This window comes from Terriglobia bacterium (assembly GCA_020072845.1).
Lineage (GTDB): Bacteria > Acidobacteriota > Terriglobia > Terriglobales > Acidobacteriaceae > JAIQGF01.
In genome coordinates this window covers 27,635-41,522 of sequence record JAIQGF010000009.1, presented here as the reverse complement: position 1 = coordinate 41,522, position 13,888 = coordinate 27,635, and the positions used below count along the sequence as shown (strand labels likewise).

The 13,888-nt window shown below is 62.2% G+C and carries 8 protein-coding genes; 3 read left to right on the top strand and 5 right to left on the bottom strand.

The features are described from left to right. Positions 1-11: 11 nt before the first annotated feature. The 3 genes from LAN70_09290 to LAN70_09280 form a co-directional block, all read right to left on the bottom strand. Complete coding sequence (locus LAN70_09290) at positions 12-2,648, bottom strand: phosphatase PAP2 family protein (GenBank protein ID MBZ5511348.1); 2,637 nt, start codon at positions 2,646-2,648, stop codon at positions 12-14. Between the two features lie 266 nt (positions 2,649-2,914). After that, positions 2,915-6,373 carry an SLBB domain-containing protein gene (locus LAN70_09285; protein MBZ5511347.1) on the bottom strand — a complete coding sequence of 1,153 codons (3,459 nt, stop codon included), beginning with the start codon at positions 6,371-6,373 and terminating at the stop codon, positions 2,915-2,917. A gap of 124 nt (positions 6,374-6,497) precedes the next feature. Continuing rightward, on the bottom strand, positions 6,498-7,073 hold the full coding sequence (locus LAN70_09280) for a UpxY family transcription antiterminator (GenBank protein ID MBZ5511346.1): 576 nt from the start codon (positions 7,071-7,073) through the stop codon (positions 6,498-6,500). Between the two features lie 630 nt (positions 7,074-7,703). Between LAN70_09280 and LAN70_09275 the strand changes: the two genes are divergently transcribed. Continuing rightward, positions 7,704-8,654, top strand: a complete 951-nt coding sequence (locus tag LAN70_09275) for an SDR family oxidoreductase (protein ID MBZ5511345.1) — start codon at positions 7,704-7,706, stop codon at positions 8,652-8,654. 19 nt (positions 8,655-8,673) lie between these two features. On the opposite strand, the gene LAN70_09270 is transcribed toward LAN70_09275, so the two are convergent. Both LAN70_09270 and LAN70_09265 read right to left on the bottom strand, forming a co-directional pair. Then, positions 8,674-9,627: an SDR family oxidoreductase gene (locus LAN70_09270; GenBank protein ID MBZ5511344.1), complete on the bottom strand. Its 954-nt coding sequence runs from the start codon at positions 9,625-9,627 to the stop codon at positions 8,674-8,676. Positions 9,628-9,641: 14 nt separating this feature from the next. Next, positions 9,642-11,000 (bottom strand): nucleotide sugar dehydrogenase, encoded by a 1,359-nt coding sequence (locus LAN70_09265; GenBank protein MBZ5511343.1) that lies wholly within the window; start codon positions 10,998-11,000, stop codon positions 9,642-9,644. Positions 11,001-11,206: 206 nt separating this feature from the next. Here LAN70_09265 and LAN70_09260 point away from each other — a divergent pair, with 206 nt between their 5' ends. Both LAN70_09260 and LAN70_09255 read left to right on the top strand, forming a co-directional pair. Next, a complete protein-coding gene (locus tag LAN70_09260) occupies positions 11,207-11,686 on the top strand; it encodes a (2Fe-2S)-binding protein (GenBank protein ID MBZ5511342.1) in 480 nt (159 codons plus the stop codon). Continuing rightward, the gene (locus LAN70_09255; GenBank protein ID MBZ5511341.1) at positions 11,683-13,833 is read left to right on the top strand and encodes a molybdopterin-dependent oxidoreductase; all 2,151 of its coding nucleotides are present in this window, start codon (positions 11,683-11,685) and stop codon (positions 13,831-13,833) included. The genes LAN70_09260 and LAN70_09255 overlap by 4 nt, the downstream gene beginning before the upstream one ends. Positions 13,834-13,888 lie beyond the last annotated feature (55 nt).

Below are 13,888 nucleotides of genomic sequence, written 5' to 3'. Positions count from 1 at the left end.
GACATTTATGTTCAGTGTTTCTTTTCCAGCCGCCAGCCGGGACGGAACGTCAACTGAAAGGATGCCGAAAAGTTCGTCTGTGGGGTGACGGCGAGCAGCGGCAGGTTCCAGCGTTCGTATTGCATCCAGCCTGTCAAGAACAGATCGCGGCGGAGGCGAAGGTCGGTTCTGGCGGAGAAATCGTTCAGACTGCCGCCTCCGGGAATAAAGTCGTGAGCGATGTGAGCATTGCGGTAGCCAACACGGACCGTGCTGACGCCGGAGAGCCAATACGTGGACCAGAGCTGCAGACCCTTGCCTTCCCTCCCGATCCAGTCTCCCATGAGATTGCCGGCGTTGGTATGGGAGTCGTGATAAACGTTTTCCCAGTAAATGAAATTTCCGCCCAAACTGCGGCCGGTGGGCGGATCGGTGTTGACTGCCTCGGCGCGGAAATCGAGTCTTGGGAGGCCCGGCACGTGCGACAGGTAGATGCCGGGGTTGATCGCAGCCCGGCGCGGCGCTGCCAAGGGGGAAGGATCATCGTCCACGAGGGAGTCACTGTAGAGGGTCAGCCAATTGCGCAACCCGGGAAGGCGGTACGAGAAATCGAAGCCACCGCGGTGATCCCCGACGTCGTACTTGTTTGCGAGATACTGCTGAAGCGTTAGTGAAGTAGTGTCGTTTATGCTGAAGCTTGACTTGTAGAAATTGTACCAAGTCAGCGTGCGGCCTCCGCCGGCGAAAATGGACAGCTTCGAAAAGCCCAACTCAAGATTCTCGGTCGGCTTGAAGCTGACCTTCTGGGCTGAAATAAATGGATCTGCCGGGAAGTGATGGCCCTCAAGTTTTCCCACGAACATATCTGTCCGCATGGGGCCGAGCAGGTGCAGGAACGAGGGCAGCGCTGAAGGGCTCACGTGGTTCCAGCGGAGCATGTAGAAGGGCTCAGCGTTGTCCGAGAACATCAACGCACCGCCCTGGCCGGGACCCCACCACACGCTCTGCCGGCCGAAGGAGAATTCATTGTTCTTGATGTTTAAGGCGACATAAGTGTCGAGCAAACGGAAGTCATCGTGGCCCGCTACCGGAGTGGCGGGCAGCACAGGATTCCAGTCAACCGTGCTGATGAGCGTACGCACGTTCAACGGATAGGCGGGACCTGCCGGGGCGTGCTGGTATTCGCCACGGACGTAGAAGGCGAGCGGGCCGGCCTCGGCGCGGGCAGAAAATCCCGACACCATGTTGAAGCCCTGCTGGTAGGGCCGGCCGTAGTCGTTGATGAGGGTTTGCCCGAAGTGGTAGCCGTCGTTGAGCGGCTTGCCGGAAATGCCGGTGAAGCGCGTGTAGAGGGACTCGAGTTCAGCACTGAGGTTGCGTCCGCCGGCAACGCTTTCGGCATCGAGAGCAAACTCGGCCTGCAAGCTGCGGAACAGCCGAAGGACTGCGTCGTTGTCGCCGGTTGACTCCTGTAGCGCGGGTGCGGCCTCGTCTACCAGGCGCAGGCATTCCAGCCTGGTCCACGGCCGCAGGCCAGTAAACGCAGTGTGGATGTAACCGAGCGCAGCCAGGCGATCGAAGGCATCGTAGACCCAGCTATCGAGCGGCACGAACGCGGAACCCATATTCTCGGGCGAGCGCGGCGTTTCGGCCGTGGGCAAACGTTCAAACGTGCCATACCTGGCCAGGTCCTCACGGTCGTGGTGTGCATTGTAGACGTGACGGCCGACGAAATATCCGAGCGCGCTTCCGACCAGGGCATCGGAAGTGAAGTGCTGGCGGGCGGTGACCCGCAGGGCGCTCACCGCGGCAGCGCCGCCGTAAGCCAACAGCTGGGTGAAGGGCCCGGGATATTCGTGCGCGATTACCGTGGCCATCGACCAGGCAGCGGCGGCGTGTTCGGAGGGGAAGGAGTCGCCGTTGGAAAAGAAAGTACCGTGCCCGCTGCCCTGATACGGCCGGTCGCGCTGGGTGACGCTCTTGATCGCATAGGTCAGCGCGAAGCTATCCAGGGCGGCTTCGCCGCTCAGAATGCCGGTCTCCCGCAAATGGTCGTTGTGAGTGGAGCGTCCCCAGAGCCAGGCGGCGCCGGTGGCGCCCGCGAACGCAACCGCACCGTAAGTGGAATAACTTTTGCTGCGCGACTGCAGCGTGGCGCTGGTGGGCAGATGGCGCTGGATATCAGTATCGCTGAGAGCGGCTACGGTTCCCGCTGCCAGGAGAGGAACGAGCCACTGGACGTCGTTGAGACGCAAGCGCAGGGGACTGGTCCAGATGTCCTTCTGGTCCTGGACGAGGTTGCGGACCAACGCCCGCTCGGGCGAATGACCACTGGGGCCGGCCGGTGGCGAATCCGGTTTCGGTTCAACGGCAGCCGAGGAAGCTGCACCGGAAGGAGTCGCACCGGGACCCGCATCCGGACCGCGAGTCGCCTCCGTCGCAACCACGGCATAAGTCTTGGCTGGACAGGGCACCGCATGCCTGCCGGACAGATCCGTGCAGCCCTGCGTCGGTACGAGCGCGGCAGACGCGGAACTGCTCGCGGACGGCGGCGGCTCCGCATGAGGCGGTTCTACCTTTACCGGCGGGGGTGTGGTAGCCGAAATCGGATGCAGCCCAGTTGCGGCAGATGCGTCACGCTGACTCGCCTGGGCAGCCGGTGCCGACATCCCTTGCACATCAGACGCTGGGGCCGGCGCCGGTGCGGGTGCTTTAGCAGGCCGGGCCGGCGCGGGGTTCTTTTGTCCGGGACAGGGTAGTGGAATCTTGCCCGACAGATCGGTACATACTGGCGCAGTGGAGTCGCTATTGCCGGGAGGGGACTGCGCCCATGCGGCGCCACCAAGCAGTAACCCGATGACGAGTTTTGCGACAACAGGCTTCAGAGATTCAATCACCCTGCACCGTCCCTGAGTCTAGGCAAGCCAGTTCGCAGTTAGAAACTGGTGGAAACCACGAGGGAAGTCACAGCGATCGAAGACAGTACTTGAGCAGTTTGCAAGATGCCCTGCCAATTCCTCGGCCCTCCAATCGCGCGCTCGGGGACGACAACCGTATCGCCCGGCTGCAAAGTCGTAGAGAGGGGACTTCCCTGCCAGAATCCGCCGCCGGAGCTGCCCACCACAGAGCCGTCCGCACGGATAACAAAAATCGCCTTCTTGTTGGCCAGGGTTGTCGGTCCGCCAGCCTGGCCCAGATACCAGCGCGCACTCTTCCCCGGCCTGTAAGTCAGCGCGGTGGGATTGAATACCTGGCCGGAGACAGTAACGTAGTTGGGACGTTTGGGGATGATGAGCACATCGCCGGCGCGGACTTCCACATCGCCGGCGGTATTCTTCCAGTGCTCGATACTGGAGCCGATGTGAACCACCAGGCGTCCCTGGGGCGGATAGCTGCGCAGCTTTTCCAGCGTAACCTCCCATTGTTGGAGGACAGCTTCCTTGGCCTGCTTTTGCTGTGGGTCAGTGTCCTGAATCAGCATCAGACTGCCCTTCTGACCCTCGACGCGGCGAATGATTTCGGATTGGCTTTGCTCCTCAAGCTCGCGGACCTGGCTACGCAGAAGGATTGCGCCATAGGGATACGCCCCAGCGCGGAAGCCGCCCGCTCGTTCGAGGATCGAGCTGAGGCGCTCGCCAGCCTGGATGCCGTAGGACCCGGGGTGAACGACCTCGCCCTTGACCGCAATCGTGGCCCCGACATCGGACCAGCCGGCAAGCTGGCCTATGGTAAGCACGTCGCCATCGCGCAGGCGCATGTCAGTGTCGGCGTCGCCGGAGAGGGCCTTGCCAATGGCGACCTCTTCGTGTTCTGCGATCACCTTGGCGCCATTCTGCAGGATGTAGCGCGTAAGATCGGCCGACTTGCTATATGCACCGCGCTTCAGCCCTCCGGCTATGCGCACCAGATCGGCGGCAGTCATGTTGTCGCCGAGCGGATACTTGCCGGGCTTAGCCACTTCGCCCTCAATCGTGACGCGGGGGGGGTCCAGCTTGGCGAGGTCACGGTTGATGATGAGGCGATCCTTGGGCCGCAAGAGAACGTTATGGACGTCGTCGCCAGCCAGCGCCTTGGCCAGATTCACGCTAATGACCTGAAGCGTGTTGCCGTCCTTGCGCAGGATCTCGGCGTCGTCAAGCTTTGCGTCGGGGGTCACGCCGCCTGCCAAATACACGGCATCGCGCACGTGCGTGACTCCATTGGTTAGGCGATCGCCGGGGTCGCGAACTTCTCCGGAAACCGTAATCTGCGGGGGATCCTCAAAGTCGTAGCGTCCGAAGATGCGAACCGTGTCAAAAGGCTTTAGCACCGGCACGTCGCCTTTGCCCGACAGCGCGTCCGCCAGGTTGAAGGCAAGCACGGTGGGAGTGAAGTCGGGCGGGTTGAGGCGAATGATCTCGGCATGGCGCTTGGAGGGCTCGGGCAGGAGGTCGGAATACGATTTCACCAGATCCGTCAACTTCATGCCCTCTTGCCACGGGTACTTGCCGGGGTGGAACACGTGCCCGTCGAGGTACACGGTCCGGTTGCTGTAAGGCAAAATCGGGGAGATGCGGATCTTGTCGCCGTCCTGGATCTTGAAGTTTTCCAGCGCCGTGGTGACCGCCTCCTGGTTGTTGGTCTCGGGAATGTCGAGGTCGAGCATGGTGCGCTGCTGGTGAGCGAGCACGCGCTCGACGGCGACGTGGCGCAGGGTGCCGGTGGAGAGCACGCCGCCCGCCAATTCCAGCGCTTCCGCCAGGCTGGCGTCGGGCCCACGCAGTTCGTAAATGGCGGGACGGCGCACCATGCCTTCCACGGTCACTTGGGGGCCGATCGGCGGCACCAGGATGGTGTCACCCGGCTGCAGACCGAGCACGTCCGAGCGCACCCCGTGGAGGATCAGGTCGTAAAGATCGACGTCCTGGACCAGTTGCTTGCCGCGGTAATGCTTCAGCGTGCGCAGCGAGCCACGCGAGGTAGGCCCGCCAGCCCCATACAGGGCGTTGAGCGGGGTGGAAAGCGAACGGATGTCGTAGGCGCCGGGACGGTGAACGTCCCCAACCACATACACCCGGATGGTGCGCAGCCTTCCCAGTGAGACATCGGCCTGCACGTCGCGAAACTGGGTGCGCAGCACGGTCTGAATCTGGCGTTGGACATCCCCCAGGTTTCGCCCCGCGACGAGCACGGTACCAACCTCGGGAAGCGCCACCCGGCCCTCGCGATCCACCGTGCGCTGCAGCCGCTGGGAGATTCCGCCCCACAGATTGATGGTAAGGCCATCGCCCGGACCGAGCACGTAATCGGGACCGGCCGGCAAGTCCATGGGAAGTTCGTCGGTGTTCCCGGTGCCATTGACGAAAATGTCGCTGCCAAAGCGGTCCAGCACCGGCGCATGCCGCGCCACCTGCGCATAAACATCGTAGAGCGAGGGAACGTCGGCATAGGGGTTCGGGCGACGCCGGATCGGCGGTTGCTCGTACCTGGGCTCGCGCTCCGGCATCCAGGGGCCAAGGGCGCTCCGGTTCAAGGCGGCGGTCTCCGAGGTCCGCGGCCGCGAAGATTCCTCGACTTGTGAGCCATACGAACCCGCGGGAGGCAGGCTGCCCGGCGGTATGTCGGACTGCTCCGGCCTCGGGCGCAGCCGCCCACGGTCAGCCGCAAGGGTCGGCGTCTCGACGGATTGCTCAGGAAGAATGCCGGACAAATCATCGGGGCGGACGCGCGCCATTTGCGGAACGTCGGTATCAGCCGGCGGTTCGGCGTTGAGCGAGGCGCGATTCTGACGACGCTGTTGCTGGGGCTGGGACTGGTCGTAATCGGGGACGGGCTGCTGGTCCGGAGATTGCTGCCGGGGCCGCGCCTGCGAAGGCGGCACGTAAGGAAGGGGTTCGTGGCGGGCGTAGTAATCGTCTTCCTGCCTGGTGCTCAGGGTACGACGCTGGTCAGTTCCCACCGGCTGCTGCGGTTGCGCCGGTTCGCGTCCTTGCGTGCCTTCCAACTGGCGCCAGCGGCGTTCCAGTTCGAGTTGCTCTTTCTGTTCCTGCAGCGTCGGCTTGACGTGAATGTAGCCGCGAGTTTCCATCTCGCGGGTGGCAAGGATGCGGATCTTCTGGTCGTCGCGGATCAGATGGAAAAGGACGTCGTCGGTCAAGTCTTCGGGATCGAGCAGCCGTCCCTGCTCATAGGCTTTTTCGACCAACACTTTCTTCAATTGGAGCAAGAGGCCGGGCTCGCGGCGGAGGGTGTCAATAATAATTTCGGGTGACAAAGCGACGGCAGCGTCGGCGGCACGGCGCGCGGCCGAGACTTGCGGCTCGTCCGGGTCACGACGCGGGCGAACGTCATCCCGCGGGACCTGGGCCACCGAAGCGGCGGTCAACAGGAAAGCAACCAGGATCAGACTGCCCATGAAACGGCCCGGATGAGGCGCGCCAAGCGCGCAGACCACTTTGCACGAAGACCGGTCATTCTGGGGGATCAAACTGCTCATACGACCTCTCACTCAACCGCATCAAACGAAAACCTTGGGAACCTCAGCGCACGGGCTCGACGTCGGCGGAGTCGATTTCAACCGCGACCGAGCGCATGATGAGATCGATGGACACAATCAGCCGAAACTGATTTTTCTTGCGTAGCAGAATTCCTTCGGTCCCGGCCAGGGGACCACTGCAGACGCGGACCCGCCGGCCGACTTTCAGATAAGGATGAGGCTGGGCACGAATTCCGTGATCCAGACCGATGCGCAACCGCAGCAGGTCGGATTCGGGAAGAGCGGCAGGACGCCCGCTGAAGGCGACGAAGCGTAGCGCCCCGGGAACACTCAGCACCTGGATGCGGTGCTGGAAGGAGGTCTGGACGAAGATATAACCGGGAAACAAGGGGAGCTGGAGGTTGACCCGGCGGTCTTTCCAGCGGCGAACACTGGAGTAGACCGGAAGGAAATACTCAATGTCGAGCTGCTGAAGCCTGGCGGCAACTTGCTTCTCGTGACGAGAGCGAGTGTAGAGCGCGTACCACTCAGCGGGTGACGCTTCTGCCAGCCCGGCGGGAGCCAGCGTGAGCATCGGCGAGGACAGCAATGTGCTCATCACAGTGGCAGGCGATGACATGGCTTCGCCCTGTCAGTTACAGGGCCTTAATTGAAATAAACCTAGCTACTTCATCTACTTATAAGAAAAAAATACTGCCGTGAGTGTCCCTGGAGACGGGCAGAAATTGTGGGCCATCAGTGGGGCTGCTTCTCATCTGCCGACGAGTGCAAGAACAACGGCGTGAGGACCTTCCGCTCCACCACTTACGAAATGACTCGGCCCAACAATAACCGAAAAGCCGATCAGCTCCTATCGGGGTTGTTGCCCTAGTTCAGTCGCGCACACAAACCGGTCTCACCGCCAGGTCGCAACTATCGGACACCAGCACTTGGCGGTCCCATAGGAAAAGAGCTGGCCAGGAGCACTTAGGACGAAAAGTATGTATACCACGAGAGTGCCGGGTACGTCACTATGCCGGGGCACGCAGGTGGAGCGAGGAGGTGGCGAAAAAATGTCGAAACCGGAGTAAGTCGTTGGACCGTAACGTTGTTACTTCTTTGCCGTGGCTGCTTTCAGGACAGACCAACTGATACTGCAGGGCTGCCGCACCAACCACCGGGGTCGTTCATCGGTGTGCGGCAAAATTGCCAAGAGTGGCGACGCCCATTACACTCGGAACCGGCCGCCATAATTCAACCCAGAGAGCCTATGCGAGCATTGGTCACCGGTGGTGCGGGATTTCTCGGGTCACACCTGTGCGACTACCTGTTAGCTCACGACTGGGATGTGGTCTGCATCGACAATGAGGTCACCGGAACCGAGTCGAACCTATGCCATCTGCTCGGCAATACACGATTTGAGTACGTTCGGGCGGATGTCAGTCGAGACCTCACGTATGCCGGCAGCCTGGATTACGTGCTGCATTTTGCCTCGCCCGCCAGCCCGCCGGATTACCACCGGTTTCCCATCGAGACGCTGCAGGTCGGGTCCTTCGGCACGTACCACGCGCTCCGGCTAGCGGAGGAGAAGCGCGCCAAGTTCCTGTTGGCATCCACCTCGGAGTGCTATGGAGATCCGGAAGTCAGTCCGCAGCCGGAGACGTACTGGGGGCACGTGAACCCGGTTGGGCCGCGCAGCGTTTACGATGAGGCCAAACGGTTTTCCGAAGCGCTAACCATGGCGTTCCACCGGGCCCGCGGCGTGGACACCAGAATCGTGCGTATCTTCAATACCTACGGTCCTCGCATGCGCCTGAACGACGGCCGCGCTCTGCCCAACTTTCTTTACCAGGCACTGACGGGCAAACCGATCACCGTGTATGGAGATGGGTCGCAGACGCGCAGTTTCTGCTACGTGTCGGACCTGATCGAAGGCATCTACCGGCTGATGCAATCGGAGGAACATTTTCCGGTCAACATTGGTAATCCGAACGAGATTACGATCCTGGAATTTGCGAAACGCATCAAGTCGCTGACCGCATCCGATGTACCGATTGTGTTTGAGCCGCTGCCCGAGGATGATCCCAAGCAACGGCGGCCTGACATCAGCAAGGCACAGCGCCTGTTGAATTGGCAGCCGGAAATTTCGCTGCAGGAGGGGCTGGAGCGAACGTTGCATTACTTCCGTGACCGGGCTGCTGCAGTCGGAACTAGGCGCTGATGGCGCCAGCAGCCGGCGATCACTCTGCGGCGGCCGCCTGGGTACGATACCAGTCCACGGTTTGGCGCAGACCCTCCTCGAACATCACCGTGGGCTTGTACCCGATTACCATTTCGATCCGTGAGATGTCGGCGAGTGAGTGTTTGATGTCGCCCGCGCGCTCAGGGCCATATTCCGGCGGGCCGTTGTAGCCGGTCAACTTCTGCAGCGCCGCATATGTCTGGTTGAGCGTCACGCGGCGCCCGGTGGCCGCATTGAACGCGTGTCCCGCCACCTGCGCTGCTGGTGCAGTGCAGGCGCACAGGTTGGCATTCACAACATTATCGACAAAGGTGAAGTCACGGCTTTGCTCGCCATCGCCGAAAATGGTGGGCTGCTCGCCCCGCAGCATGCAGGAAATGAATTTCGCCAGCACGCCGGAATATTGCGACGTGGGATCCTGGCGCGGGCCGAAGACATTGAAGTAGCGTAGCGACACCGTCTCCAATCCGTACACGCGGTAAAAGGAAGTCATGTAGTACTCGCCGGTCAGCTTGGACACGGCGTACGGCGAAATGGGGCTGGGGAGCATGTCCTCGCGCTTCGGCAGAGTGGGCGTGTCGCCGTACAGCGACGACGACGACGCGTAGACGACGCGCTTGACTTTGGCATCGCGCGCGGCAATGAGAAGGCTGAGGGTGCCGTCCACGTTGGCACGGTTGCTTTCCATCGGGTTCACCACCGACCTTGGAACGGAAGGGATGGCCGCCTGGTGCAGCACGTAGTCGGCGCCGCGACAGGCTTCGGCGGCGGCTGCGGTATCGTTGAGGTCGGCCTCGATCAGCTCGATCCGCGAGCGGATGCCGGCAACGTTGGCCGACTTGCCGGTGCTGAAGTTGTCGATGCCGCGCACGCGCTCGCCGCGCTCCAGCAATGCGTGGGCGAGCGCAGATCCGATGAAGCCCGCGATTCCGGTAACCAGATAAACAGGCATGTTCTTGCGTCAGATCAGCAGCGCACGATGTTGGGCGCAGTGATGCCGCGGGTGGCGTTGCGGCTGTCCACCACCAGCTTGGACTCACGCACGATGCGGGCGTAGTCGTAAGCGGAATGGTCGGTCACGATGAGCACGCAATCGTACTGTCCGAGGTTGTCCAGCGGCGTGCTCCTCATTTGCAAATCGTACTTGCGCCCCTTCCCGACAAAGGCAAAGTACGGATCGTTGTACGACACCGCGGCGCCCTCGTGCTGCAATAGCTCGATGATGGTGAGCGACGGGGATTCGCGCAGGTCGTCAATGTCCTTCTTGTAAGCCACCCCGAGCACCAGGACCTTGGCGCCGTTCAGCGCCTTCTTGTGGCGGTTCAGGGCCCCGGAAACGGAAGCGACGACGTGGTACGGCATGGCGGTATTGATATCGCCGGCGAGTTCGATGAAACGGGCCTGGAAATCGAACTCCTTCGCCTTCCACGAGAGATAGTAGGGATCGACGGGAATGCAGTGGCCGCCGAGACCCGGACCGGGATAGAACGCCTGGAATCCGAAGGGCTTGGTTTTCGCGGCTTCGATCACTTCCCAGATGTCCACACCCATGCGCAGGCAAAGCAATTTGAGTTCGTTCACCATGGCGATGTTGACGCAGCGATAGATGTTCTCCAGCAGCTTGGTCATTTCCGCCACCGCGGGGGTGGAGACGCGGACGGTGCGGCGAAAGATGGCGCCGTACACCGCCGCTGCCAGCTCACCGGCGGTCGCATCCAGCCCGCCGACAACCTTGGGAATGTCATGGCGCTCGATGTCGGTTCGGCCCGGATCTTCGCGCTCGGGCGAGAAAGCGACATAGAAGACGTTGTCCGCGGACTGGCCGTTGCGCGCGGCTTTCAGGCCGTTCTTGTTTCCTTTCTCGAGGATGGGAACCAGCACCTCTTCCGTCGTGCCCGGATAGGTGGTGCTCTCGAGAATCACGAGCTGGCCGGCGTGGAGATAGGGCGCGATGGACTCGGCGGTCTTGACGATGTAGCTCATGTCCGGCTGGCGGAACTCGTCCAGCGGGGTGGGAACGCAGATGATGACCGCGTCCATGTCGGAAATGCGGGCAAATTCGGTGGTGGGGGTGAACCCGCGTTCGCGGGCCGACCGGATCTGCGAAGCCTCAATACGGACGATGTACGACCCGCCGCTGTTCAGCGTGTCAACTTTCCGCTGGTCCACGTCGAAACCGGTGATGGCGAACTTTTCGCCGGAAAAGAGCAGCACCAAGGGGAGGCCGACGTAGCCGAGACCAATCACTCCGATACGAGCGGTGCGGGCATCAATCCTGGACCGGAAATCGCTCGGGATTCGTACCGCAGCGGAGGCGACAGTCATAGGTCCTTTGATTAGTGTTGGTTTCGCCCTGCAATTCTAGCGGATTATTCCAACGACCGCATACTCAACCAGAAAATCCTGGTTAGCTTCATACGACGGGACTGCCCGCGGCTCTACGTCACATTCGCGGGTCACATCTGTCACAGCTTCTTGCCCCGGAGTTCGTGTAAAGAGCGTAGGAACGGCATACGCCGACGGAGGTCCTGATGCAGCGGACCATCTCATTCACTCTCAATGGAACACCGACCCAGGTCAAGGTCGACGAAGACCGCGTGCTGCTTTGGGTTCTGCGCCAGGACCTGGGCTTGACGGGCACGAAGTTCGGGTGCGGCGAGGCCCATTGCGGCGCCTGCACCGTCATCGTGGACAGGCAAGCGGTACGTTCCTGCTCCGTCCGCATGAAGGACGTTTCCGGCAAACACTTGCTGACGATCGAAGGGCTCGGCGCCGGCGGCACCCTGCACCCCCTGCAAGCGGCATTCGCCAAGCATCACGCCTTTCAGTGCGGTTACTGCACGCCGGGAATGGTCCTAAACGCCTATGCACTGCTGCTGCGTACAGCGCGGCCCACGCGCGCCGAAATTCTCCAGGGCATGGACGACAACCTCTGCCGCTGCGGCGCGTACACCCGCATTGTGGATGCCATCCAGGAAGCCGCGGCCGCCATGAAAGGGGGCGCGTCGTGAAGGACGATCGTCATCTGCAGGCCGGTGTCGAGACGGCCGAACCTCCGGACCTGAGCCGGCGCGAGTTCCTCGCGCTCGGTTCAGGGTTGTTTGTCTTCTGCATGATCGACCCCCTCTCTGCCCTGCAGGAAGCGCAGCGCGCGCCTGTCCGCCCGGGCTACCCGACCGATTTCAACGCCTACCTTCGAATTGCTCCTGATGGGCGCGTCACTTGCCTGGTGGGCAAGATCGAGATGGGCCAGGGGATCATGACTTCTCTGGCGCAATTGCTGGCCGATGAACTCGATGTGCGCTTGGACTCCGTCGACATGATCATGGGCGACACCGACCAGTGCCCCTGGGATATGGGCACCTTCGGATCGCTTTCGGTGCGGCAGTTCGGGCCCGTCCTGAGGGCTGCCGGCGCCGAAGCCCGAGCGGTATTGCTACAGATGGCGGCCGAGCAACTGCAAGCGCCGGTCGAGCGGTTGCAGGTCAAGGACGGGATCGTCACCGACCCGCAGCAAGGCAGGCACATTTCCTACGGCCAATTGGTAAAGGGCCAGCGCATCGAGCGGCACATCGAGAAAGTGCCGATCAAGTTGGCCACCATGGCCACGGTGATCGGGCAATCGCCGGCGCGCAAAGACACGCTGGAAAAAGTAACCGGCAAGGCCCGCTACGCCGGCGACATCGCGCTACCCGGCATGCTGCATGCGCGCCTGGTGCGCCCCCCGGCGCATGGCTCGGCCATGAAGGATGCCGACACCACGGCGGCGGAGAAGCTGCCCGGCGTGCGCGTAGTCCGCGACCACGACCTCATCGCCGTGTTGCACGAACGTCGCGATGTGGCTGACAAGGCGCTTGCGCTCGTCCAAGCAAGCTTCGACCGGCCCCGCCCGGGCCCGGATGAAAAGACGATCTTCGCACACCTGCTCCAGCATGCGCCGCAGCCCCGCGTGGTGCACGAAAGCGGCAGCCTCGCGGAAGGCGAAAAAGCCGCCACCACGCTCGTGGAGCAGACCTACCTGAACAGCTACGTTGCCCATGCCGCGTTGGAAACCCACTCCGCGACGGCGCAGATCGAAAACGGCAAAGCGACAGTCTGGGCTAGCACGCAGACGCCTTTCCCATTGAAACAGCAGATCGCGCAGGCGCTCGGCTTCCCGCCGCAGAATGTCCGGATCATCACGCCGTACCTGGGCGGCGGTTTTGGTGGAAAGTCTGCCGCGAGGCAGGCAGCGGAGGCGGCACGCCTCGCTCAATTGGTGGGGAAACCCGTGCAGGTGGTGTGGGGGCGTGCGGAGGAGTTTTTCTACGATACCTTCCGGCCCGCGGCCGTCGTCAAGGTCCGCTCCGGTGTCGATGGCGCTGGAAAATTGGTTCTGTGGCAGTTCGAGGTTTTGGCCGCCGGCGACCGCGGAGCGCGCCAGTTTTATGAGATCCCCCACCAGCGGACGACTTCCGCCGGTGGTTGGCAGGGGGGCAATCCGGCGGAGATGCATCCCTTTGGGGTTGGCCCCTGGCGCGCGCCTTCCGCCAACACCAACACGTTTGCGCGGGAGTCGCAGATCGACATCCTGGCCTGGAAGCTCAGGATGGATCCGGTGGAGTTCCGCCGGACCCACCTCGCCGACAAGCGCATGCGGCGTGTTCTGGAAGCAGCCGCAAAACAGTTCGACTGGAAGGCGGTGCGCACGCCCAGCAGCCGCGGCGTGGGGGTGGCTTGCGGCATCGACTCGGGATCCTATGTCGCCACCATGGCCCAGGTGGACGTCAACAAGAGCACAGGGCGCGTCCAGGTGAAGCGCGTGGTTTGCGCCCAGGATGAAGGTGTGATCGTCAACCCCGACGGCTCGCGCCAGCAAATGGAAGGCTGCATCACCATGGGCCTGGGCTACGCGCTCACCGAGGAAGTCCGGTTCCAAGACGGCAAGATACTGGATCGCAATTTCGACACCTACGAGATCCCGCGCTTTACATGGCTGCCACAGATCGAGACCATCCTGGTCGAGAATCCCGAGGTGCCGCCGCAGGGCTGCGGAGAACCGGCGATCATCACCATGGGCGCCGTCATCGCCAACGCGATCTTTGACGCCGTGGGTGCGCGGGTGCTGCAGTTGCCTATGACTCCTGCACGCGTGCTCGAGGCCATGAAACGCGCCTGACCTCTTGCACAGGGTCCCCAGAGTCTTCCTTGTAGTCTGCGGGGAATAATGCCGA